Origin of the sequence: Stenotrophomonas nitritireducens (assembly GCF_001700965.1) — a bacterium.
GTDB lineage: Bacteria > Pseudomonadota > Gammaproteobacteria > Xanthomonadales > Xanthomonadaceae > Stenotrophomonas > Stenotrophomonas nitritireducens_A.
Genome location: NZ_CP016756.1, coordinates 1048813 through 1075288, shown reverse-complemented (window position 1 = coordinate 1075288; position 26476 = coordinate 1048813). Strand labels below are relative to the sequence as shown.

The following is a 26476-nucleotide window of genomic DNA, read 5'->3' as shown; positions in this document are numbered from 1 at the left end:
TTAATCCCAACATTGGCCAGGAGCCACTAGGTATAGCCATGAACAAGTCAACTCGTGTTTTGCTCGTTTCGCTGCTGTCGGTAGCCGCGCTCGCTGGCTGCTCGAAGAAGGTCAAGGAACAGCCGGCGCAGCCGCCGGTTGATACCGGTTCGACCACCCAGCCGACCGCACCGTCCACCTCCGGCCTGTACGGCCCGGGCGACCTGGATACCGACGCCTGCCTGCGTCAGCGCGTTGTCTACTTCGATCTGGACCAGGATTCGGTCAAGCCGGAATTCCAGGCCATCATGGCTTGCCACGCCAAGTACCTGCGTGACCGTCCGTCCTCGCGCATCACCCTGCAGGGCAACACCGACGAACGCGGCAGCCGCGCTTACAACCAGGCCCTGGGCGAGCGTCGTGGCAACGGCGTGAACTCCGCTCTGCAGGCCAACGGTGGCTCGGCTTCGCAGCTGACCGTCGTGTCCTACGGTGAAGAGCGTCCGGTGTGCACCGATTCGAACGAGTCCTGCTGGTCGCAGAACCGTCGCGTCGAAATCGTCTACACCGCGCAGTAATCGATGCGTATCGGCATCACATTGATGCTCGTGGTCGCGGCAGCCCTGGGGGCTGCCGCGCCCGCGTACGCACAGCGGGCAAGTTTGGCTGACCGGGTTGGCGTGCTGGAAACGCAGGTCAACAACAGCCAGGCCAATACCGACATGCTCAATCAACTGCAGCAGCTGCGCACCGAGTTGCAGGCGTTGCAGGGCACGATCGAGCAGCTTCAGCATGAGAACGAACAGCTGAAGCAGCGTAATCGCGATCAGTACCTTGACCTGGACGGTCGCCTCAATCGCCTTGAAGGCGGTAGCGGTGCTCCGGCGGGCCAGGCCCCTGGTGCGGTGACGCCCGCCGCTGCGGCGGTAACGCCGGCAGCGGCTGCTGTCGAGCGTCCGCCGACGGTTCGTGGTGACGCTGGTACGCTGGCTTCGGCCGGTGACGAGCGTGCTGCCTACAATGTCGCCTTTGACGCCTTGAAGGCTGGCAACTATGCCGACGCGGCGCAGTTGTTCCAGAGCTTCCTTGAGTTGTACCCGAATGCCGCTTACACCCCCAATGCCCTGTATTGGCTGGGTGAGAGCTTTTACGCGACGCGTAATTTCAAGATGGCCGAGGCACAGTTCAGCGATCTGGTTGCCCGCTATCCCACCCACGACAAGGCTGCCGGCGGTTTGCTGAAGCTTGGCCTGTCGCAGTTTGGTGAAGGCAACAGCGCCCAGGCGCAGCAGACCCTGGAACAGGTTATCTCCCGTTTTCCCGGCAGTGATGCGGCCCGTACCGCCCAGGATCGACTGCAGTCGATCCGGCTCGGCCAGCAACTGCGTTGATGTGGTGCCGCACCCACGGTGCGGCCAATGACTATGAACTCTCCCAGCGCCGCTGTTCCCAGCGAGATCGTGCAGTCGCCCTTGCCGCGATTGAAGATCACTGAAATTTTCCTGTCCCTGCAGGGCGAAGCCGATACCGTTGGCTGGCCCACGGTGTTCGTGCGGCTTACCGGCTGCCCGCTGCGCTGCCAGTACTGCGATACCGAATATGCCTTCCATGGCGGCGACTGGTGGGACATCGACGACATCGTCGCCGAAGTACTCAAGCAGGGCGTGCGCCACGTCTGTGTGACCGGCGGCGAGCCGCTGGCACAGAAGCGTTGCCTGATCCTGCTGCAGAAGCTGTGCGATGCCGGCCTAGACGTGTCGCTGGAAACCTCCGGCGCGCTGGATATCGCCGCGGTCGACCCGCGCGTGTCGCGCGTGGTGGACCTGAAGACCCCGGATTCGCGCGAAATGCCGCGCAACCGGCTGGAAAACATTCCGCTGCTGACCGCGCGCGACCAGCTCAAGTTCGTGATCTGCAGCCGTGGCGACTACGAATGGGCCAAGTCCATGCTCGCTGAGCATCGCCTGGCCGAGCGCTGCATGGTGTTGTTCTCGCCGAGCAAGTCGCAGCTCAAGCCGCGCGAGCTGGCCGACTGGATCGTGGCGGACCGCCTGCCGGTGCGCTTCCAGATGCAGCTGCACAAATTGCTGTGGGACGACGCGCCGGGTTATTGAGCCGGCGGCGTACCCTTCAATCGTTTACCCCGGCGCGGGACAGCGTGCTGGCTTTGCTCTCCCAACCGGATAATCACCATGAAGAAGAAAGCAGTCGTGCTTCTTTCCGGCGGCATGGACTCAGCCGCCGTCGTCGCCATTGCCCAGGAACAGGGTTTTGAAGTGCATGCCATGAGCGTGCGCTATGGCCAGCGCCACACCTCCGAGCTGGAGGCCGCCGCCCGCGTGGCCAGCGCCCTTGGCGTGGCCGGGCACAAGGTGGTCGCGGTCGACCTGCGCAGCATCGGCGGCTCGGCGCTGACCGACGACATCAGCGTGCCCGATGCGGGCACGGGTGACGCCATTCCGGTCACCTACGTGCCGGCCCGTAACACCATCATGCTGTCACTGGCACTGGGCTGGGCCGAAGTGCTGGGTGCCAATGACATCTTCTGCGGCGTCAACGCGGTGGACTATTCCGGTTACCCGGACTGCCGCCCGGAATTCATCGCCGCGTTCCAGGCGCTGGCCAACCTGGCCACCAAGGCCGGCGTCGAAGGCGCGGGCATCCGCGTGCATGCGCCCCTGCAGTACCTGAGCAAGGCGCAGATCGCATTGGAGGGGCAGCGCCTGGGCGTGGACTTCGGTTTGACGGTGTCCTGCTACCAGGCCGACATGGACGGCAAGGCCTGTGGCCATTGCGATGCCTGCCAGCTGCGCGCCGATGGCTTTGCCGCCGCCGGCATGGCCGATCCGACCCATTACGCCTGATGTTGTTTTTGCGTTTATTGCGTTAGAATACGCACCCCGGCTACGGCCGGGTCTTTGTTTGGGCCGTTAGCTCAGTTGGTAGAGCAGAAGACTTTTAATCTTTTGGTCGATGGTTCGAATCCATCACGGCCCACCAAAACAGGCACTTAGCGCGAGCTGGGTGCTTTTTTTTTGCGCCGGCCTTTGCCGTTGCGGTAGCGCATCCACGCGGGCTGCACTGCTGCAGCGCTGACGGGCCAGCTGTGCAGCCCGGGTAAGCGCAGCCGGGGTTGTCGGCGCAATATCGCCGGACCTCATGATCATTCCTGCCTCCCGGGTGCGCTGCGCTTACCCGGGCTAGGACAAGGCCGCGGCTCTGGCCGCGGCCTTTGTGCGCTACTTCAGCAAGGTCTGCTGGACATCGACGATGCGCACGTCGTGCATCTGGTCCAGATAGGCGTCCAGATAGGCTTTGTGCGAGGCACCGACCAGCACCAGCGTGCGCATGCCGGGGCTTGGGCCCATCAGATCGCGGATGTTCGCGGCCATGCGCAGGTTGCGGGTTTCCCAGCCGGTGACATACATGCGTCCGTAACCCTGCGGCGAGGGTTCCTCCAACGTGGCGCCGTAGTCGCTTGCGAAAGCGGCCGGGGCCACATCCGGACCGTTGTCACGGCGATACGTCGCCAACACCTTCTCTGGCGTGTCCAGCTGTGCCGCCAGTCCGCTGTACATTGCCGACCGCTGCTTGGATGCCGGGTTGTCCCATGCCTTTCGGATCGCCGCGACATACGCCTTGGGATTGGGACCGTAGCGATCGGCACTGTGATCGTCGGTCGGCCATAGCCGTTGATGCCCCAGGCGTACCGCCAGCGGTGCGGCGATCAGCGTGGTTTCGTTGCGGCTGCTGCGCTGTTCTTCCAGGATGGCCACCAATTCCTGGTTCAGGCTGGCGTCCGTATGGCGTTCCGCAGCGGGCAGGTGCAGCCATTGCACCAGTGCCGATTCGCGTTCTCCGCCGGCCAGGAATTTGGCGGCCAGGTCCCGGCGCTGCGCTGGCGTTGGTTGCGCCGGCCATGCCGCCAGCAACTTGTCCGCTGCGGCATTGGCTGCTGCCACATCGAGCCCGGTTGCCTTTGCCGCTGCGGACACGTCCGGGCAGTAATCGTTCACCGTCAGTGCGTACCGTGCGGGGTAGCGGCGCAAGGTGTCGCATTGCTGCCCGGATACCACCTCGATGGCAATGGCCCTCGGCTGCCATGCTGCCAAACGGTCGATCAGCGGGGCGAGTGAGGCGGGGTCGAATGTTTCCGGCAGGCTGGCCAGATGCAGGGTGCCGAGTACCGCGACTTCGTTCTGCACGCCGTGCTGCGGCCCTTTGTGCGCACCTGGATCAAAGCGTTGTGCCTGCGCCGTCTGCGCCAGCATCGCCAGCGCCAACATGCTGCCGGTCAACACGCCTCGACCCCACATCCCCTGCATCATTCCGTGCTGCATATGCTCCGCCGAATAAGCGCCTGGTTGGCGCGAAGTCGCGCAGATTCCATCGCCGTCGAGGTGCTTGTCAATGGTGGTCGATGCCGAGCCAGCGGATCGTTCTGCGCTGGCTGGCGCCTGCGTCGGTAGCGCAGGGGCCATGAAAGAACCGGCCGCGCCGGAGGGCTTGCAGCACCACGGGGCAAGGCTTTCAGTGTGACGCAGACCCCTGTTTGCAGGTGGAGGGCGGATACAACATGGGGGCGTGGAGGCGCATGACAGCTGCCGCGGGAACAGGGCGCGGCACCCTGGTGTGGTTGGAACTGATGGGGGTAGGTCCTAAGATGAAGGATGCATCGTCGGTTGCCCGGTGGGCATCCAGGCACTGGGGACAGGTTTGAGCAAGCAGATCACTCAACTACTGCATCGCTGGCAACAGGGCGACATGGATGCGCGTGAGCATCTGTTTGAAGCCCTGTACTCGGATCTGATGCTGATTGCGCGCAATCGCCTGTCGCAGCAGACCAATGGCACCTTGCAGCCGGCCGCGCTGGTCAACGAATCGCTGATGCGCCTGCTCGGTTCCGATGCCGGCTACAAGGACCGCACCCACTTTGTCGCGATCGCCGCATTGAAGATGCGGTCGGTGCTGGTGGACCACCTGCGCGCGCGGGCCGCCGGCAAACGCGGCGGCAATGCCGAGCAGTTGACCCTGTCGCACGCCGACCAGGTACCCGACGAAAACGGCATCGGCTATGACGTGCTGGCCCTGCACCAGGCCCTCAACCAACTGGCAGAGTTGGAGCCACGTGCGGCAAGCACGATCGAGTTGACCTATTTCGGCGGCATGAGCCGCGATGAGATCGCCCTGGTATTGGATGTGTCCGCACCCACGGTCGACCGTGACCTGCGTTTTGCGCGGGCCTGGTTGAACCGGCAGCTGCGCTGAGCGATAGCGAGGGCGCGGTAGTGGGCGGCGAACGTTGGCGGCAGGTGCGTGAATTGTTCGACGCGGTCTGCGAGTTGCCGCGCGAGCAGTGGCCGCACGCCATCACTGCCGGCACTGCCGATCCGATCGTGCGCGAAGAAGTACTGCAGCTGCTGCGTTCGCAGACCGTGGGCCTGAGCCGGGTCAGCAACCGCCTGGACACGGCATTGGCACGCGCATTGGCGCCGGAACTGGGCGTGGGCGAGCGGCTTGGGCCGTGGCGGCTGACCGCGCGTATCGCGCATGGCGGCATGGGCACCGTGTTCAAGGCCGAACGTGCCGACGGTCTCTACCAGCGCACCGTGGCTATCAAGCTGCTGCACGGCATGCCCGGCGCCACCGAAGTGGAGCTGCTCGGCACGGAGCGGCAGGTGCTGGCCGATCTGCAGTTGTCCAATGTGGCGCGTCTCTATGATGGCGGCACCACACCGGACGGGCATCCATATCTGGTGATGGAATACGTCGACGGTGTACCGCTGGATGGCTGGTGCGCCGAGCAGGCGTTGGGTTTGCCGCAACGGCTTACGCTGTTCCTGAAAATCTGCGCCATCGTGCAGTCGGCACACGAACAACTGGTGCTGCATTGCGATCTCAAACCTCCCAACGTTCTGGTCCAGGCCAATGGTCAGCCGGTGCTGTTGGACTTTGGATTGGCGCGTCTGCTCAACGAGGCGCGTGACAAGCGCGACTCCGGTTACTGCACCCCGGGCTATGCCAGCCCGGAGCTGATCGCAGGGCAAACCGTCGGCGCGCCCAGCGATGTCTACAGTCTTGGTGTGATGCTGCTCGAGCTGTTGTCCACGCAGATGTCGACGCGCGAGGCGCCGAGCACCGGTGAGGCGGTGACTTCGCCCAGTGCGAATGCACCGGCTGATCTGCCGTGGCGGCGCCGCCTGCGTGGTGACCTTGACGCCATCGTTGCGCGTGCCTGCGCCAGTGACGTCGCCCTGCGCTACCGTTCGGTTGAAGCCTTGATGGCCGACCTGCGCCGCTATCTGGAGATGCAGCCGGTGCTTGCCCGCGAGGGCGGCCGCCTGTATCGCGCGGGCAAGGCGCTGCGCCGGAACTGGCAGGGTGCCACCATCGCTGCGGGGGGAAGTGCGCTGCTGGCGGTATTCGTGTTCGGTTTGTGGGAGACGCGGCGGCAGGCACAGGAAGAGGCGGTTGTAGCGCAGCAGGTCAGCAACTTCATGGTTGGCATGTTCGAGTCCGCCGATCCGTTCCTGCGCACCGGGCGGGGAGCCGAGGAGTTGAGCTCGCGACAGCTGCTCGACAAGGCCTCGTTGCAGGTTGCACGTGATCTGGCGGATGCCCCGGCGCAGTTGGCGCGGATGCGTGCGGTGCTGGGCGTTGCCTATCAGAACGCAGGCGCCTCGCATCAGGCCGACACGCTGCTGCAACAGGCCTATGCCGGCTTCATGGACCCGCGGGTGGCGCGGCCGCTGGATGCGGCCAATGTGCTGGCCGATCTTTCCGTGCAGAAGACGCTTGATGGCGACGGCGAACTGGGCCGGCAGTTGGCGGGCCAGGGACTGGATCTGATCGGCCGCAAAGGCCCGGCGGTGGTGCAGGCACGGCTGTACAGCGCCAAGGGCCTGGCCCTGGTGAACCAGCAGTACTTCGATCTCGGCGAAGCGGCCTTCGATACGGCGATGGCGTTGTACAAGGATGCGGCAGGCATGGATGTGGCGGCCGAGGTCAGCGAACTGGCCTACAACAAGGGCCTGATGTACCTGCGCTGGGGCAGGCAGGCGTCGGCGGAGCGCGAGTTCCGGCAGATGCTGGGCAGCCTGCACGGCAGGCGCACCACCCTGGCCTTGGCGGCGGAGATGCGCCTGGCGCAGATACTGCGCGAACAGGGCAAGTACGAACAGGCATTGCCGCTGCTGCAATCAGGGATGCAGTACGCATTGGAGCTGTACGGTGCGGAGAGCAGCTTTGTCCGCATGCAGTACGACGGCCTGGCGGATCTGTATCGGGATTCGGGCGATTACGCGGCCGCGGAACTGCACTACCAGAAGCGGAACGCCTTGAGCGCTCGTCTGGATGGGCAGGATTCGGTCGAGTACTCGATGGGCTTGTTCAATTACGGCTCGTTGAAAGAGTTGCGCGGCGAGTTGGCCGCGGCCGAAGTTCTGTACCGGCAGGCCTGGTTGATCCGCAAAAACAAACTGGGCGATGACTCGCCTACCAGCCTGCGTGCCGAAAGCGAGTTGGCGCGCCTGCTGATGCGGGATGGGCGCGCGGGCGAGGCGGGCCCGATGCTGATGCACGCCGACAAGGGCTTGAGCCTGAGCTTGCCCGCCGATGCCCCCGGGCGCGTGCAGGCGCACTTGAACCGGATTGACTGGCATGTGCGCAGCGGTCAGCTGGCACAGGCGCGGCAGCTGCTTGAGCGAATGGACTTGCCGGTAGCCGAAGAGCTGCAGCTGCGGTTGCTGGGTATCCAGGCTGATCTGGCGGTACGGCTGGGCGAAGGCGAACGGGCACTGGCCCTGCGCAGGACGGCGGTGGAGTTTGCCGGCAGCAAGCAGGGCGAAGGCAGCGCGGCCGTCATGGAGACGCGGCTGGCGCTGGCCGAATCATTGCTGCAATTGGGGCATGCGCGCCTGGCCGAGGAGGAGCTGCAGCGGGTGTTGCCGCTGATGGGGCGCCTGCAGGTCGCCGGCTCGCCGGATAGACGAAAACTGGACGGGCTGCTCCTGCTGGCCGCGCGGAATGTGAGCGCACCCTAGCCACGGCGCGGGTTGATGGTTGCAGTGCCAGTTTGCCGGTGGCGCGCACGGGCCGTGGCGGGGATGAGGCGATTGCCTGCACATGGAAACGTAAGAGCGCTTTGCGGTGTGCGCTGAGGTGTATAAGGTCAAAAAGCTGGCGCCCTATGCGCACAGCTCCCGGGTGCTTTGCGTGCAGTGAAGCAGGCTTGCCCGAGGCGGGGCGATGCGTCGGTTCGCTGGGCCGGCGGCACCCGGACAAGGCCGCGACCACCCGGCAGATCAAGCTCGGGTAGCCACAGGACGTTGGTTTTCGACGTGGTTGTGCAAGGGCAGAGACCGCCTGCCTGGGAAGGAGCGGGCGGCAAAGGGGTCGGTCAATATCAGGAGTGGGGTGCTGAGCCGGTGCGGGCTGGCAGCGTCTGGATTCGGGGGGTTGCACAAAGCTGAATTGGCGTTGGTGACGGAAATCTCACTTTTTTGGGATTTTGTGATTGGTCGCGGACGCTTTTCCCGGTTTCTTCTAGTGAGGGTTACTTTTTCATTACAGGGGAGCGCCATGAAGCAGTTGCTGATCTACGACCGTCCGGTTCAGTTGAACCGCGTTGCACACCGCAACCATCGGGTGGTCGCCAACGACGGCGATTTCCGATTCGCCTCAAGTCTCAATTCCGTGCCGCTGGCCTGTGTGGAGTTCGCGCGTGCCGTACGCGACTACCCGATCGTGTTTGCCGGCAACAGCGCCGACAGCGTGGTGCCTGCCGCGCTGCTGGGCCTGCGCAGCGGCCAGAACCTGATGGTGGATGCCGAGGGGCGCTGGGCCGAAGGCGCTTATGTACCGGCGTTCCTGCGGCGTTATCCGTTCGTGCTGGCCGAAAACGAAGCGCAGGGGAGTGATTTCACCGTCTGCCTGGATGCGGCATTCGAGGGGCTGCGCGAAGGCGGCGAAGAGGGCGCGGCCTTGTTCGACGAGGAGGGCAATGACAGTGCCCTGTTGTCCAATGCGCTGGAGTTCCTGCAGGAGTACCAGGTGCATCTGGCCCGCACCCGCAGCCTGACGGCGGCCCTGGTCGCGCATGACCTGCTGGTGTCCAAGCAGGTCAACGTGCAGACCGCGGCAGGGGAGACCTTCTCGCTGGATGGCTTCTTCGTGGTTGACGAGCAGAAATTGCGCGAACTCAAGGGCAAGGCCTTGCAGGACCTGGCCAAGTCCGGCGACCTGGGCTGGATCTATGCCCATCTGCTGTCGCTGGCCAATGTCGAACTGCTGAGCAAGGTGCTGGACAAGCAGGCAGCGCCTGCTGCCACTCACTGACACTGGTTTTACCCCTGATCGATTGATCCATGCGCGGCCGCATCAGCGGTCGCGTATCCGCCTATCTGAGTGCTGCCGCCTGGCAGCGGCGCACCCTGGAGCTGCCATGAACCGCATTGACGCACTGACCAAGTCCGCATCACCCCTGAAGACCACGTTGGCAAGCGACAGCCGCCTGCGTCCGGCAGGCCTGGCGGTAGCGATCAGCTCGGTGCTGGGGCTGGCGATGCCTAACGGCGCGACCATGGCGGCGAATTCCGTCATCAACGTGCAGGACGACGCCGGAAAAAGAACCGACACGACGGTGAGCTCTGTTGCCGGCGGTGCGATCACGGTGACGACAGCGACAGTGAAGAACGGCGTGGCATTCAACTCGTTCAAGGATTTCAACGTTGCCCAGAACGAGGTGGTGAACCTGGTGTTGCCTGGGGCGAATCCGTCCAAGCAGGTGAACAACCTGGTCAACCTGGTCTGGGATTCGAAGATCTACATCGATGGCACCTTGAACAGCTTGCTGGAGAGCACCGGCAAGGTGGGTGGCCGCGTTTTCTTCGTCGACCCGATGGGCATGGTGGTCGGCAAGAGCGGCGTATTGAACGTCAGCTCGCTGACGGTAGCGACGCCGACCAGCAAGGTGATGGACGACATTCTTGCCGGTGGTGGCTCGTTGAATCGGCTGATGGCCGGCACCTTGACCCCGGAGCAGATCAGCGCCGATGGCGAGGTCAGCATCGGCGGCCGGATCAATGCCCGCAACGGCGTGCGCGTGCAGGCACGTGCGATCGATGTGACCGGCACCATCCTGGTCGAAGTTCCGGCCGGCGAGACCTTGAACGGCGCCTTCAACCTGCAACGTGACGACGTCGCGGTGAATACCGGCGGTGACGATAGCAGGATCGTGCTGGTGGATGATGGCAACGGCCAGATCCAGCTGCGTGCGGCAGCGGTGGTCGATACCGGGCTGGCGCTCAGCAAGGATGCGACGGCAACGGTCACCATTGGTTGCGATGCCACCAGCAGTGGCTGCGTGGTGGGTGATCGCGCCGCGCTTTCGGGCGGACGCATCGAACTGAGCGCGCTGGCGAAGGCCGATTCCAGTTACAAGAATCCCGACAATACCGCCGCTGGCGTGGCCGCGGGCATCCGCGACAGCTTGACCGACATCAGCCAGGCAGGTGACCTGCTGCAGACCGCCGCCGCGTTGGGCGCGGAGAAGGCGCTGTCAGGGCAGATATCGTTCCTGCGCGCCAATACCACCGCGCGCGTGGAAGTGAAGGGCAACGCAGATCTTGCCGCCACTAGCGGAGGCATCGATCTGCATGCCTCCACCGTGCAGGCCATCGACAATTCCGCGGCGGGCAAGCAGTACGAGCTGAAGCAGAAGACCGACGCCAATGGCCCGGTCACCAATGCCGATGGCAGCCCGGCCTATGAGCGGCATTGGGTCAGCCTGGGTGCGGCCTATGCGCAGATCAATGCAACCACCGAGGCCATCATCCGTTCGGGCGCCGGCATCCGCACCGATGGCGCGCTATCGGTCAAAGCCGATGCCGATACCCAGTTGAAGCTGGCCGCGCAGTCGTTCGCGACCAACAACACGATTACCGGCTTCACTGCCGCGATCAGCAACGTCAACGTTGCTACCACGGCGATGGTGGAGCAGTCCGCGAACAAGCTGTCGGTGGGCAGCGTCAATGTCTCGGCGGTCAACACCGCATCGCTGGACACCGCCGCGACCGCGTATGCAGACGCCACCGGCAAGGTCGGTCTTGCCGGTGCGGTCAGCCTGCAGGACCTTGATGCCACCGCCACGCTGGCCCGTGATGTGGATGCCGCTGGCAATGTCACCGTGCAGGCAGCCACTGTTACCAGCAAGAACAGCACCACCTCGCTGGTCACCGCGCCGCCGAAGGAGAAGGGCAAGGACAAGGATGAGGACAAGGCGGAGGATGCCGGTTCCAGCGGCGACAAGCTGATGGAGATGGTGCAGTCCTTCGCCGGCAAGGGCATCGCCGCGGCCAAGAAGAAGCTCGATGGTGACAGCGGCAACAGCGGCAACAGCGGCGGCGGCAGCCCGCCACCTTCGCCGTTTCGCCTGGGCGGCGCGATCAGCTATGTGGGTGGCAGTCACACTGCCGCTGCCACGGTCGCTGCCGGCACCAGGATAAACGCTGGTGGCAACGTCGTTGTGGACAGCCAGGTGATCGACGCGCAGATCGCCAACCACGCGCTGAGCAACATCCAGGGCAAGGGCAAGAGCAACGACGGGTCGGCGTTCACCTTGTCCGGCGCGATCACCATTGCCGATCTCGAACATGAGGCATCCACGCTGGTCGACAGCGGGGCTGCGTTGAAGGGGGCGCACGTCGGCTTGGGTTCCAATGTCAGCTTGCCGCGCGACTTCAGCGCCTTGCTGTCGGCACAGCCGAAGTTCGGCAGCTTTGACGAATTCAAGGATTCCATCACCAACGCCAAGAAGCTCATCAGCGATCCCTCGGACCTGTTCACCTCGTACGGTTCGGCCAAGGGCTCGGCGGATTCGGTTGCCCTGGGCGGTGTGATCAGCTATTTCAAGGCGAAGAACGTGGCCAGCACCAGCCTGGCCAGCGACGCGCGCATCACCACCACGGCTGTCGATGGCAACCCATGGACGGCCGCGCTGGATGCCCGGGACCAAACGGGCAAGCAGATCACGCGCAGCTTCGACAAGGACGCGGTGGTGCGGGCCAGCACCGAGATCACCGCGATCCACGCCGCCGGTGATCTTGGCCTGACCCTGAAGCGGGTATCGACGGGGGACGGCGGCACCGCAGTGGGGGGAAGTGTCGGTTACATGGACTACGACAATTCCGCCACCGCATTGATCAATGACGGCGCGGTGATCAACAGCCATGCATTGGAAGTAGCGGCAGAGAACAAGGAAACCATCGTCTCGCTGGCGTTGCAGTCGGGCCAGGGTGGCAGCATCGGCGTCAGTGGCACCGCATCTGCGCTGGACCTGGACAGCCATACTCTGGCGGGTGTGAGCAACAAGGCCACGGTCACCGCGAAAAGCGTGGACGTGAAGGCCAATGAGGACCTGTTTGTCTGGTCGGTTGCCGGTGCCGTGACGATGACCGACAGCCTGTCGGTCGGCGCCAGCGTGGCCTACCAGCAGATGGATACCGACACGCGCGCTTTCATCGGCGCGATACCGGCCGGGTACCAGCAGGGGAGCTCGGCCGCTGGCGCGGGCAGCATTTCCACCAATGCGCTGGCGGTGAATGCGACCAGCGAAGGCCTGTCCGGCGCGGTTGCCGCCGCTGGTGCCATGGTCAGCAGCAAGTCGCAGAAGGAAGAAGACCAGAAAGCCCAGCAGGCCCTGGCTGACAAGCAGAACGGTGAAAACCCCGCCTTCTTCGACAGCCTCAAGTCGCGCGCCAGCGACAAGGTTGCCGGGCTGGAATCGATGGCCGGCGGCCTGAAGAAGCTTGGCGGTGACAAGGTTTCCGGCTACTTCGACAAGGCCAAGGGATTGCTCGGCAGCAAGGATGCACCGCAGAGCGACTCCGGCCCGATCAACCAGCCCTCGTTCGGGGTGGCGGTATCGGGCAGCGTCACCGTCAACCGCATCCGCCAGAACACCAAGGCCGATATCACCTCGGCGACCGTGCATGGTCTGGATACCGCCAGCAAGCTGGACATCGCCGCCATCAACAAGACCTTGCTGGTAAGCATCAGCGGGGCCATCTCGATCACCAAGGCGAACTCGGACAACAGCAACGGCAGTGCGGCCATTGCCGGTGGTGTCGCGTACAGCGATATCGCCAATGACACCCATGCCGGCCTGGTCGGCAGCACGCTGGACAGGGCCGGCGATGTGTCCATCACCGCGCGCAACGAGAACGAGCAGGTCAATGTGGGGTTGGGGGTTGGCGTCAACGCTTCCAGCGACCAGAGCACGGCAGTTGCTGCGGCGGTATCGGCCACGGTCGCAATGTCCAAGAGCAACACCACCGCCAGTCTGGCCGGGTCGACGCTGGGCAACAGCACGGGCAGCTATGACGTGGCGGTGAAGGCGGTCAACGAGTCGAAGATCGGTAACGGCGGCGGCGCACTGTACGTCGGCGGCAAGGCGGGTATGGGCATTGCCGTGACCTATGCGGACATCGCCGACAAAACCACCGCATCCATCAGCGGCGGCAGCATCAGCAAGGCCGACGATGTGCAGATGATCGCGGCCGATGCTTCGCGCATCATCGCCGCGGCCGCAGCCGGTGGTGTATCGAAGGAAGCCAACAGCGTCGGCCTGGCCGGCTCGGTGGTGATCAACCAGATCGCCAACCAGACCACCGCGACGATCAATGGCGGCGCGGATATCGCGTTCGCAGGTGCGTTGGATGTATATGCCGGCACCGCGCGCATTGCCGATGTACGTGCCACCGATGACGGCTGTTCGTCCGCCATGGGCATGGACTATTGCGGCACGGCTGTGGGTGCGGTCACCGCGGATGCCAATGCGGATTCCGGGTCCAGCAGCGATACCCAGGTCAGCGCGATACAGCGCAACCAGGCGCGCAGCTCGATCATCGCCGTGGCCGGCATGGCACAGGTCAGCGACAGCAATGCCGGCGTGGCGTTCGGCTACAACAGCATCAACAACAGCCATGTGGCGTCGGTTGCCGGCGCCAACATCAGCAGGACGAGCGGCGCCAGCGGCGGCGATATCGCAATCACTGCCGAAGATCATGCCGACATCCTCGCAGTCAGCGCCGGGCTGGGTGTGAGTACCGGCAAGTTCGCCGGCGTGGGCAGTGCGTCCTACAACCAGATCAACAACACCACCGCAGCGCTGGTCGGGATAGATGCGGCAGGGCTTGCCGCCGCGACTGCGCTGGACGGCAAGTCGATCACCCTGGATGCCAGTGATGCGGCCTACATCGCCTCGCTGTCGGGTGCCGTCACCGTGGGTTCCAAGGTTGCGGTGGGCGCGGCGCTGACCATCAACGAGATCGCCAGCAAGACCAAGGCAACCGCGCGTGGCGCACAGCTGACCGCCAGCGGCGACGTGACGCTGGATGCGCAGAACCAGGCCAAGATCCTGTCCGGTGCCATCGCCGCCGGTGCCGCGGGCAATGTCGCCGTGCAGGGTTCGGTGGCCTGGAGCACGATCGGCAACAACGCCAGTGCCGACCTCATCGGTGGCAGCGTGGATGCGGCCAACATCGCGGTGGGCGCCAGCAACAGTTCGAAGATGCACACCCTGTCCGGTGCCGTAGCGGGTGCGGGCACCGCCGCGGTGGGCGCGGCCATCAATGTCGGCAGCATCGCCGACACCACCCATGCCGGCGTGGACGGTACCGCAGTCAGTACCGGCAAGCTGGACGTGAAGTCGGTTGCCGATTCCACCATCAAGACCTTGGCCATTGCCGGTGCCGCTGCCGGTACCGCGGCCATCTCGGCAAGCAATAGCAGCAACCTGATCGACAACACCACCGATGCGAGCATCAAGGGCCTGCAGCGCAGGAACGCAGGTGTTGTTGGCGACGTGACGGTCAACGCGCAGACGACCGGCGCGGCCTACTCATTGGCCGGCGCGCTGGCCGGTGCCGGCAGCGTCGCGGTAGGGGCGGCCAGCAGCGTCAACATCATCGGTGGCGATACCACTGCAAGCGTTCGCGGTTCGCAGCTGGACAATGCGAGCGGACTGGCGGTCGAGGCAGGGTCGAGCAATCTGGTCCGCACCGCCGCCGTATCCGGCGCCGGTGCCGGCAGCGTGGCGGTGGGTGGCAGCGTCACCACCAACATCATCACTTCCAACACCTCCGCACAGTTGCAGGACACCCGTCTGGACAGCAATGTCGCCGGTGTACGCGTGCATGCCAAGGACGGCCGCAGCATCGATTCGCTGGCAGGTGCCGCGGCGGTAGCAGGCAGCGTGGGCGTGGGCGCGGCGATTGCGTTCAACCAGATCGGCGGCAGCACCTCGGCCAGTCTTGTCGGTGGCAGCAACGGCTACCAGCTGCATGCGAAGAATGTCGAGGTGTCGGCGCAGGCGACCAATGCTGCCGGCAACAATGGCGCCAACATCCGCACCATTGCCGCCGGCCTTGGCGGCGGCGGGGCAGTGGGCGGTGCGGCCTCGGTCGCGGTGAACCTGATGGAAGGGCAGGTGTCGGCGCGTATCGCCGATGGCGCCGATGTGGTGGCCGATGGCGACGTGACCGTGCGTGCGACACAGCAGCAGGGCATCGACGTGTTGACCGGCAGCGTGGCGGTGGGCGGTACCGCCGCAGGTATCGGCCTGGGCACGGTGGTCAACCTGATGACCGGCAAGACGCTGGCACAGATTGACGGTGCCGGCACCAAGGTCAGTGCATTGGGATGGAATGGCGCCAGCGGCGTGCTGGTGGATGCGGCTACCCGCCAGGTGGTCAACACCCTGGGTGTGAGCCAGGCGGTCAGCTTCGCGCCGATCAGCGGACAGACGCTGTCGGTGATGGCCGGGGTCGATGTGATCGGTGGCAGTACCGAGGCCAGCATCACCTCAGTTTCGATCAACCAGCACGACCTGAGTGGGTGGGTCGGCAAGTGGCTGCCGCAACAGACGGTGGTACCGGGCGCTGGTGGCGGACAGCCCGCAGATTTCGAGGAAGGCGGCAACTTCTACAGCGCCACCGCATTGGCTGATGACACGCAAAGCGTCAAGGTAAAGGCCAGCAGTGACGTGCAGGCCAACACCTGGATATTGGGCGCAGCCGCTGGCGCAGGTGGCAGCGCGTCGGGTGCGGCGTCGAGCATGGTGCTGCAGACAGCGACCAAGGCGACGGTGCGCGATGCGAACCTCGCCAGCAACGGTGACATCCTCGTTGATGCACGCGGCAGGCAGTCCGCGCAGACCACCGTGATGGGGATCGCAGGCGGCCTCGTCGGCGGTGCCGGCACTGGTGTGGTCAATGTGTTTTCCAGCAACACCGAAGCATCGTTGTCTGGCGGGCGTACCGAGGGCGGCAGCCTGAGCATCACCGCGGACAACCAGGTAGACAGCAGCATCGTCGCCGGTGCGGGGGCATTCGGCGCTGCGGCTGCTGGCGCGGGCGTGCTGGTGGTGAACATGGCGCAGACGCAGACCGGTGCCCATCTGGGCCGTGCCGGTGTGGCGACCAATGTCGACGTGCAGGGCAAGTTGGATGTGTCGGCGCGTACCGCCGCGCAATTCGACAGCACCGTGGTCAGTGGTGCATTGGCCGGTGGGGGCGCCGTGGCCGGAATGGCACAGTTCCAGCAGATCGCCAATACCACCCAGGCTGACATCGTTGATGCGACCGTTGTCGCAGGGCGTGTGGGGGTTTCGGCAAGGGAGGAGCTCGCTGTCAACGCAACCAGCGGTGTGGCAGCGGCGTCGCTGGGGCAGGGTGTAGGCGCGGCGGCAAACATCACGCTGCTGGGCAGCAAGGTGGCGGCGGGTATCAGCGGCGGCAGCATCCGCAGCGGCGGCGCGGTCGACGTCACCGCCAGCGCCCTGCGCAACATCAGCATGATCACCGCGACCGCCGGCATCGGCCTGAGCACCGGTATCGGCGGCGCGGCATCGGTGCTGCTGTCAGGCGTTGGCGATATCGGCAGCGTGCTGGGTGAAGTGGGCGGCACCAAGGCCGCATTGGACGATCTTGCCTCGGGGCCCAAGCTCGATGCCAGCGTCACCGGTGACGCTGCGCTGGCAGGCAAGCTCGACAACAGTCATCTGGCCCAGCTCAACGGTTCGAGCAGCCCGGGCTTGCTGTCGCTGGGCGGCAAGCAGGACCAGGTGCTCGCTACCATCAAGGGCGCCTCGGTCGATGCAGGCAGCGTGGGAGTCACTGCCAGCAACCTGCTGACTGCAAGCAATATTGCCGGTGTGGTGGCGGCAGGCGGGCTGGGCGCCGGTGGTGCGGTGGCTTACAGCGGAATGTACGGGCAGACCTCGGCAGCGATCGAGAATGGGCAGGTCAATGCCGGCAATGTGCAGGTATCGGCAACCAGCGGCAGCGCCAGCAACCAGCCCTCGTCCACGGTGAAGGCGGTGGCAGGTAGTGCTGGACTGGTCGGCATCGGTGCGGCAGTGGCATGGAATGACTTTGCCCAGACCACGACGGCCTCGGTGTCCGGCAATGTCAATGCGACCAGACCGGGCGGCGCGTTGAGCGTACTTGCCAGCGATGGCAACAGCGCCAAGGTCGATGCGACCGGCGCAGCGGTGGGCGCGTTGGCGGCAGGTGCGGTGATCGCGCATGCCTCGCGCGATGCCACGGTAACGGCCTCGGTTGGCAATAATGCCAAGCTGTCCGGCTTCAACCAGGTCGCGCTCAATGCCCTGCATTCGGGTTCAGTGAGTGCCAGCGGCACCGGCGCGGTTGCCGGGCTGGCTGGCGCGGCCAATGCGGTGGTGGTACTGGCCAGGGATTCCAGCAGCGTGAGTTCGGTGGTGGGTGAGGATGCAAGCATCATCACCAAGGGCACCGGCGTTGCCGGCCCAGCGGTGGGCGATGGATCGTCGCTGCAGGTGACCGCCAGCTCCGATGCCACCGTGCGTGCTACAGGTTTGGGTGTGACCGTATCGGCCGGCGCGGCGGTGGGTGCCGTGGTGGTGGATGCGCAGGCAAAGACCGATGTGCTGGCTGCACTGGGTAACAAGGTCAATGTGAGCGGCGACGGCAACGTCAATATCAAGGCGACGCGGGGAGCGGCGCTGGGTACAGGCGCTGGCGTGTATGCGGAAGCCACTGCGGGCGCGGGCGGGATTTACTTCGCCGCCAACGCCGCAGTCGCCAATGCGGGCGACAACAGTGTGACCAAGGCATTGGTTGGCAACGATGTTGTCATTGGCAGCCGCGGTGACTTCACCGTGGCTGCTGACAGCAGCACGCGCCAGGATGCGCAGGCCACCGGCATTACCATTGGCGGATTGGCGCTGGGTGCGGCGGTGGCCAATGCCAGTTCCAACACCCAGACCATCGCCGCTGTTGGCGATCGCATCCGTGGCACGCATGCCAATACCCAGGCCGACCCGTTGCAGATGATGGGCAAGCTGGCGGTGACCGCCAACGGCAACGACAGCAATCTCGCCAGCACCTTCGCCGGCAGCGGCGGCCTGATTTCCGGTGCCGCCAGCGCGGCGGGCACCACGGGCACCTCGCTGGTGAGTGCGAGCATCGGCAGCAACGCCGGCAACGGCAAGGGCATCCTTGCCGACAGCATCACCGTGGCGGCGAAACACCAGGCCAACTACGGCGGTAGTGCGGATTCGACCAATGCGGCCGTTGCTGGCGCCAGCGGCTCGAAGGTCCGCAACGTGGTTGACAGTACCGTGAGTGCGACGCTGGGCAGCGGCGCGCGACTGTTTGCCGGCCAAGGTTTGGGTATCACTGCTGACAACCTGTTCTACAGCGCGCTGGATGGCGCGGCCGTGCAGGCTGCAGCTGGCGGCGTGATCAATGGCAGCGCAGCATTGCTGGAGACGCAGCTGACCGGCAGAACGACGGCCAGCGTTGGCGACAACGTGACGCTGCAATCCGGCGTTGCCAACAAGTCCAGTGGCAACAACAACCTCGACATCGTCGCCCGCACCAAGGCGGTGGCGGTGGACAAGGCGCAGTTGTCGACCGGCGGTGCCATCCAGGTGGCCGTGGTGGACACCAGGATGGATGCCGACTTCAGCAACCAGGTCAGCGTTGGCAACAGTGCCAAGCTGGCAAGCCTGGGCTATCTGAACCTGGGCACCACCACCACCGGCTCGCTCAACAGTCAGGCGCTGGTCAATACCTGGGGCCTGGCGGCGGTCGGGTCGGCGCGCTCGAAGGTGGAGGCCGATGTCATCGAGAACGTCAACGTCGGCACCGGTGCAACCCTGTCCTCCGTGCAGAACGCTTACCTGTCTGCAGGTAAGGACGGCACCGCATTGCTGGAGAGCAATCTGCTGACCAATGCCGGCGCCGAAGGCTACGTGCGTGGGCTGGTCGCGATACCGACGGTTTCCGCTGATGCGGCCACCCGTGCGCAGATGGGGGTGAGCCTGGGTGCAGGCTCGACCTTGAGCAGTTCCGGTGACATCTATGTGGGTGCCTGGGGCGACTATTTCGCCCAGCGCGCAAGCGGCCGCGCCACCGGCTATCAACTGGGCTTCATCCCGGTGACGATCAACCGCTCCTCGCCGTCGGGCGCTGGCGCGGTTGTCAGCAACGTGGCGATCGACGGCAAGGTGATCGCCGGTACCGCCACCGATGTGCGCGTCGGGATCAACAGCAACTTCAGCTGCAGCGCCGATATCGGCATCGGTTACGCCTGCATGACCATCGCCCAGCTCAAGCAGCTGGACAGCAGCTTCGACCCGGGCGAAGTCGTCAACGACAACGACCAGGTCGTGCTGATCGACGACATCTATGCGGCCGGCGCCGATGTCTATCTGAAGGGCACAAACATCCGCATTGGCAGTACCGGTTCGGTGGCCGCGCATGGCGCACCGTCGGTGGATATCGTCAACGATTCGGCGTACCACCTGGCGTTCGGCAACATCTACATTCCGGACTACGCCGGCGGCAACGTGCTGGTTGCGGGCACGGTCAATAGCGGCTATGAGCGCATCAGCGGCAGCAGCTCGGGGGCCAAGCCGCATATCAACATCAACGGCAACTACACCCAGGGCAATGGCAGCTCGATTCTGCAGATGGGGGTGGTCAACAGCATCGGGGCCGATGTCCGTTACGAATCCAAGGCCGGCTCGATCGTGAGCGGGCCTGTGTACGCGGCAAGCTTCAACACGTTCGCGCCGAACGGGACGTTCACCTTCAAGAACAGGAACCAGGACAAGAACGTAACGTCGTCCGAGGGCCTGTGGGCAAGCTACCTGCAGGGGCTGCTGGGCAGCGCCTACGGCAACGCCGATCTGGTGGCAGGGCTGCTCGCCAACCTGCAGTACAAGGGCAGCGCCACCAATACGGAGCAGCTCAACAACAACCTCCTCAAGCAGCCCGGTGACGCGAACTATGGTGGCGGTGCCATCATCGTCTACGGTGCCTGCCTGCCGCATGTGGGTGGCTCGCGTTGCGGTAGCGATCAGCCCGGTTACGGCAGCTACACGACCTTCCCCTACAACTACAAGAACTCGGTCAAAATCCCGACCGTGGCCTATGTCGACACCTTGAGCGGCAGCGCCAGCTATTCGCAGAATGGCGCGATCGCGGCCGACACCAGCGCCATCCGCGCGCGCGAAGTGAACATCACCGCCCGGTATATCGACATCAACGGTACGATCGAGGCCGGCGCCGGCATCGACTGGTCGCTGCAGATCAGCGATGACCTCAATGCACAGAACTGGTTGGCGTGGGCTGACACCCAGAGCGGCGTGCTGAGTGTGCCCAGCTCGATGGTGCGCACGATTGGTTCGGCCTCCAACCTGATCTCGGTCAAGTACGACACCGCAGCCAAGCGTTTCATCGTCGACGACGTCAATGCCTCTGGTGGCGGCAAGGTGATGTTGGATGGCTCCATCGTCAGCACCACCAACAAGGGCAAGATCAACGTTACCAGCGGCTTCGGCCAGGTGAAGGTGGATGTTGGCCTCGGCCGCGACGTGCAGCTCAGCGGCATGAATGTGGCCACCGGGCAGGATGGCGTGGTGCAGATCATCGATCGGCTCAAGACCAGCCTAGACGGCAAGGCGGCTTACTCGGTGTGGTATGTGCAGCGCGCCGGCGAGCAGGCCAAGGCCTACGACAACAGCATATGTGGCGCCGCCTGCAGCACCTGGGAAACCGCCAACAGCATCAGCAACGTTTCCAGCTACAACCCCAAAGCAGGCATGCGCTACCGCTGGTCGATGGAAGCCAGGATTGGCCGCACCATCGATTGGGCCAGCTACACCGCCGGCACATGGAAGTTCCTCAATTCCAGTGGCGGTGAGGCATCCGGTGCGCAGCGCTGGATCACCGGCGGCGGTGCTTACTACCAAGCCAACCCGGCCGGCGCCGACATGGAGTGGAACTACTCGGGCAGCTTCAGCAATGTCAGCAATCGCGGTGTCAGCTATGGCTGCGGCGTGGTCCAGTCGGGCTGCAACTTCGGCTTCCCGTCGCCGTCCGGCGGCCTGCACTGGAACCCGTCCCGTGAGGGGGGCGATGGCGGCTACGAAACCTGGTACCGCTACAGCTTCCCCCAGAACGGCCAGCTGAAGCTCAATGCCAGCGTCAGGGCGGACAACCCGATATCGATTGGTTTTGTCAGCCGTGACAAGGGCAGCGTGGATGTCAGCGTCGTCAGCGACCTGTACCTCAACGGCACCATCAACAACAAGGCCGGCACCACGACCCTGAGTTCCAGCCAGGGCAGCATCATCCAGGGTAACGATCGCGCCACGCTGTACGCGCAGAACCTGGTCTTGAATGCGAAGAACGGCATCGGTGCGATCGATGGCAAGGCCGTCGAGGCTGCGCTGTCCAACGGTGGCTCGGTCAAGGCGACCACCAACGGCGGCGATATCGCCCTCAACGTCCACTCCGACGCGGACGTACGGCTCATTGCCGGCAATGCACAGTCCGGCTACGGCGACGTGAGCCTGATCGCCTCCGGCAACATCAACGGCATCGCCGGTGATGCGGTTTCAATCATCGGTAGCAACGTCAACCTGACAAGCACCACCGGCAGCATCGGCAAGGCTGGCGCGGCCGGCGCACTGGTGATCGCCGCCCATGAAAGCAACGGCGCCAACAACCAGGTCCGCGGTGGCAATGTGTATGCCAAGGCGCGAGACAACGTGTCGCTGGTGGATGTGGATGGTGACTTCTGGGTTGGTGGCGTAACCGCTACCAATGGTGATGTGTATCTGGAAGCCAGGAACGGCTCACTGCTCGACGGCGCGCAGCGTGATACGAGCAAGGGGCTCAGCGACAGCCAGATCGAAGACATCCGCAAGCGCTTGAAGTTGGATGGCAGCGGCGTGACCGATACCGTCGCAACCTATGAGCGGCAGGTGGAGAGTCTCTATGCGGAATACCTGAACCTGTACAAGCAGGGCGGAATCGTCGGTGCTGCGTTCGTGCCGAACGCGGCTTTGCTGGCTGCCTACCGGGCACGCGCCGAGCTGGCCGCAGGTGGTGCGCAGACCGATGCACAGGTCACTGCATTTGTTGCCGATCTGTATCAGCAGATGGATGCCACCTTCGGTGCGGTATACGGGGCGAATTGGGCCGCCGGCGCAGATTTCACTGCACCAAACGGCAATTTCCAGTTCACCCTGGACACGAACTCGAACATCTACAAGGCGCTGGCCGACCGCGCCCATTGGGACGAGGGCCAGCTGCAGTTCGCCATCAACGCCAGTGCGCTGGAGCCGGCGAAATCGACCGGCAACAACAATGCGGCACCCACCATCTCCGGTGCCAACGTCACTCTGCGCGCGCGTGACAGCCTGGGCAAGCTGGCCGACAGCGTCGACGTCAACTATGCCCGCGTCTACGCCGGCAACCTTGATGGCAAGGAGGCGCTGGCCTTGGCAATGGCGACGTCGCCGGGCGACGTTCAGCTGATTGGACGCAACGGCCAGGTCATCACCATCGATCAGCTCAAGGCCATGAGCGAAGCCGAGCTGCAGGCTGGCCCGGTGGATTTCATCCGGATCAAACAGACCGCGCCGTTGTACGTGAAGGCCAGTGGCACGCTGACCGCGAAGGCGGGTGGCTCGGCCTATCTGCAATCCACCGGCGACCTGACGGTGGCAGCGCTGGATGTCACCGGCAATGCGGCATTGGGCGTGGCCGGCAATCTGGTCGGCGCAACGCCGGACACGGTGCTGAACGTCGGTGGCAACCTCAAGCTGGAAGCCGACGGCAGCATCGGCAGCAATATCGGTAGCGTCAACGAATCGCTGTTGGGGCTCAAGCTGGGCGGCACGCTTTCGGCCAACGCCGGTGGCGCGCTTGGCATCCGCCAGCATGGCGGCAACCTGGTGTTTGATTCGCTGTACTCCGGCGATCGCATGCGCCTGGACGTGCGCGATGGCAGCTTGCTGGCGGCGTCTTCCAGCGTCATTGGTCTGAGGTCGGCCGCCGGCGGCGTACAGCTGACCGCACGCGACGACATCCGGGCCGTGGACGGCGGCGCCTTGAGCCTGCAGCTTGATAACGGTCGCCTGGATGGCCAAGCAGGTGGCGACATCCTGATCAGCAGCCCGAAGACCGCGTTGAACATCGGCACGCTGCAGAGCGGCCGCAACATGCAGATTGGTGCGGCGGCGAACCTGGTCGCGCTGGCCTTGCGGGCCGGTGGCAGTCTGCGTGCTGATGCGGGCGGGGTGTTGTACAACGGCGTGTCCGGGAATCTGCAGATCGACGACGTACAGGCCCGTGACGACATCACCCTGGCCGCTGCAGGCGACATGACGGTGGGCGCTGCGCAGTCCAGCCAAGGCAACGCCCTGCTGGTTGCAACCGGCGATATGGATCTGGATACGCTGCAGGCCAAGCTCATCACGATGAGTGCGGGTGGTCAGCTGCAGTTGCAGGCCGGCGGCTTGGTGAAGGGTGACGGTGTGACCGCCAATATTGGCAGCCTGAAGATGGACGATGGTGCGCGGATGCAGGCCGGCTCGCAGCTGGATGTAACCACTGCTGGCGACATGCAGCTCGGGCAATTGCAGGTCACCGGTGCTGGCAGTGCCGGCGCGATGAACCTCGCCGCAGGCGGACGTATTGTCGGCAACGGGGATGGGCAGGTGAACCTGCTTTCCGTTCCCGCCACGCAGGTGAACATCAATGCGCAGACTGGCATCGGCCAGAACGGCGAGCGTCTGAGCATTGCCGGCGGCGTGCTCAACGGTGGCACGCGAGGCGGCGATGCGTTGCTGGATCTGATTGGGTCGGCCCGGATCGGCGTGCTGGCTGCCGATGCAGGCAGCCTGGATATCACCGGCTCGGCGGACATCAGCTTCGACAGCCTGAAGGCGGGCAACAACCTGCACGTTGTCGCCGGGGCGTTGCAAGGTGGCGACCTGCAGGCCGGCCAGCAAATCCTTGCAGGCAGCGGCGGTGCAATCAACCTGCGCGATGCGGTTGCAGGAAGTTCGATGCAGCTGGCCGCGAGCGGAGCGCTTGCGGCGCGGCAGCTGCAGGCAGGTACAGGCATGGCGCTGTCCTCCGGCAACACGCTGGATGTGCAGCAGCTGACGGCAGGTGGCGATCTGGCGGCTGATGCGGTCGGTACGCTGTCCATCGCCCAGGCCGATGTCACCGGTAATGCCGACGTCGATGGCCAGACAGACGTGGTGCTGGGCACGGCCAACGTCGGCCAAGCGTTGACTGCGAATGCAGCAACCACGTTGACCGCGACGCGCTTGAATGCAGGTGGCAACGCGCGCCTGAGCAGCGGTGGCAACAGCACGGTCGGCACGTTCGATGGCAAGCAGGACCTGTCGATCACGGCAGGGGGCGATCTGGCTCTGACCACCGGCACGGTCGATGGTGATGCGACGCTAAGCAGCGCTGGTGCGACCAGCATCAACAGCTTGTCCGTGCAGGGCACCCTGGACGCAAGCTCCGTCGGGGCAATGATGGCGCGGACCCTGGCTTCAGGTGGCAATGCCGCGCTCTCCTCGGGCAACACGCTGGATGTGCAGCAGCTGACGGTAGGCGGCGATCTGGCGGCTGATGCGGTTGGTACGCTGTCCATCGCCCAGGCCGATGTCACCGGCAATGCCGATGTCGATGGCCAGGCAGACGTGGTGCTGGGCACGGCCAACGTCGGCCAAGCGTTGACTGCGAATGCAGCGACCGACTTGACCGCGACGAGCTTGAACGCAGGTGGCAACGCGCGCCTGAGCAGCGGTGGCAACAGTACGGTCGGCACGTTCGATGGCAGGCACGATCTGTCGGTCATGGCAGGCGCTGATATCTCAGTCACCAAGGCCGTAACCGGCAGGGCGATGTACCTCGATGCAGGCCAGTCCATCCAGGTGGGCACGGCGCAGATCGGCACCGACGGTGTGTGGAAGGCGGGCGGTGACATCAGTGCCGATACGGTGACCACCGGCTGCGGTTTCGATGCCGATGCGGGTGGCGTTATCAGCTTGGGTTCGCTGCAGGCCGGCTGCGGTATTGCGCTGGCCTCCAACGGTACATTGGCCTTCGATCAGCTGCAGGCCGGCGACGACATCAGCCTGGTTTCACGTGCAGGCAGCGTGCTGGGCGGGCAGGTCGATGCTGGCGGTTCGCTGCGGGTCGCGGCCGCAGGCGATATCGCCGTGAACGCGGCAGAAGCCGGGCGCAACATCACTGCCAGCAGCGGCGGCACCCAGCAATGGGGCCGTTATGCTGCAGGCGGCGATGCGCGCCTGCAGTCGCAGGGCGATGTTGCCGTCGGGAGCGGTGTAAGCGGCGGCGCGCAGTCGATTATCTCCGGGGGCAGCATCCGCTTCGATCGGGTGGCTGCGGGCAGCACCGTCAGAATGGACGCACAGGGTGGTTCGCTGGCTGGTGGCAACCTGCAGGCCGCATCCGGCAGCCTGGCCGCCCGCGATCAGCTTTCGCTTTCGCAGGGCTTGGTCGATACGCGCTTGAACCTTGCTGCGGACAGCATCCAGGCGCATGTGGCCCAGTCGGCCGCAGGCCAAGGGCCGCTGACCACAACCTTGACGGGTTATCACAACGGTGTGGCGCGCAAGGTGGTGGTGGAGGTGGATCCGCGTGACGCCTGGCTGATCGACCAGCTCAAGGCGGTGGATGCACAGCTGGCAACCCGCTCGGCCCGGGCCAGCATCGGTCAGGGCTATGTCGAGCGGACCATGGCGTTGAATACCGCGCAGATGCGGGTGTTCATGGACAACACCAATCCCACGCTGCGGCCGGTGGATGTGCAGCTGATCCAGTTGGACAAGACCTTCCGGCTGGCTGCCGATGGCAGGTTCCTGGTCACCGATGCTTATGTTGAGAACTTCGGCGATGGCTTCCGCGTCACCAGCCCGAACTACAACCGCGACCATGTCGACAGTGATCTGAACTACTTCGGCGAAGGCGCACTGCGTTACATGGGCCGGATGCTGCAGCTCGACCCTGCCTACGACGGCCAGGCGCCGGTACGCATGTTCGATGTAGAGATGGGCGAGGACGTTATCGCTACTCACGATGCTGCCGTCAATTTCGGGGCACCCAACTGATGG

General features: G+C 64.7%; 9 protein-coding genes and 1 tRNA gene. 9 read left to right on the top strand and 1 reads right to left on the bottom strand.

Annotation, left to right across the window (positions count from 1 at the left end):
* The first annotated feature begins 38 nt into the window (after positions 1-38).
* From pal to BCV67_RS04610, 5 genes are all read left to right on the top strand, one after another.
* On the top strand, positions 39-557 hold the full coding sequence (gene pal / locus BCV67_RS04630) for a peptidoglycan-associated lipoprotein Pal (RefSeq protein ID WP_057628800.1): 519 nt from the start codon (positions 39-41) through the stop codon (positions 555-557).
* Positions 558-560: 3 nt separating this feature from the next.
* Positions 561-1370, top strand: a complete 810-nt coding sequence (gene ybgF, locus BCV67_RS04625) for a tol-pal system protein YbgF (RefSeq protein ID WP_062166675.1) — start codon at positions 561-563, stop codon at positions 1368-1370.
* A gap of 27 nt (positions 1371-1397) precedes the next feature.
* Positions 1398-2093: a 7-carboxy-7-deazaguanine synthase QueE gene (queE, locus tag BCV67_RS04620; protein ID WP_428999502.1), complete on the top strand. Its 696-nt coding sequence runs from the start codon at positions 1398-1400 to the stop codon at positions 2091-2093.
* A gap of 78 nt (positions 2094-2171) precedes the next feature.
* Positions 2172-2843 (top strand): 7-cyano-7-deazaguanine synthase QueC, encoded by a 672-nt coding sequence (gene queC / locus BCV67_RS04615; protein ID WP_062166673.1) that lies wholly within the window; start codon positions 2172-2174, stop codon positions 2841-2843.
* A 60-nt stretch (positions 2844-2903) separates the two neighbouring features.
* A tRNA-Lys gene (locus BCV67_RS04610) sits at positions 2904-2979 on the top strand.
* Between the two features lie 239 nt (positions 2980-3218).
* Here the strand turns inward: BCV67_RS04610 and BCV67_RS04605 are convergent.
* Positions 3219-4295, bottom strand: a complete 1077-nt coding sequence (locus BCV67_RS04605; RefSeq protein ID WP_062166672.1) for a DUF5694 domain-containing protein — start codon at positions 4293-4295, stop codon at positions 3219-3221.
* Between the two features lie 400 nt (positions 4296-4695).
* Here BCV67_RS04605 and BCV67_RS04600 point away from each other — a divergent pair, with 400 nt between their 5' ends.
* The 4 genes from BCV67_RS04600 to BCV67_RS04585 all read left to right on the top strand — a co-directional run bounded on the left by BCV67_RS04600 (position 4696) and on the right by BCV67_RS04585 (position 26473).
* Entirely contained in the window at positions 4696-5247 is a 552-nt protein-coding gene (locus BCV67_RS04600) for an ECF-type sigma factor (protein WP_082746496.1), read from the top strand.
* Between the two features lie 20 nt (positions 5248-5267).
* Positions 5268-8021, top strand: coding sequence for a protein kinase domain-containing protein (locus tag BCV67_RS04595; protein WP_062166671.1), 2754 nt, complete (start codon positions 5268-5270; stop codon positions 8019-8021).
* A 538-nt stretch (positions 8022-8559) separates the two neighbouring features.
* Positions 8560-9315, top strand: coding sequence for a SapC family protein (locus BCV67_RS04590; RefSeq protein ID WP_062166670.1), 756 nt, complete (start codon positions 8560-8562; stop codon positions 9313-9315).
* 106 nt (positions 9316-9421) lie between these two features.
* Positions 9422-26473 carry a leukotoxin LktA family filamentous adhesin gene (locus tag BCV67_RS04585; RefSeq protein WP_065868043.1) on the top strand — a complete coding sequence of 5684 codons (17052 nt, stop codon included), beginning with the start codon at positions 9422-9424 and terminating at the stop codon, positions 26471-26473.
* Positions 26474-26476: the final 3 nt, after the last annotated feature.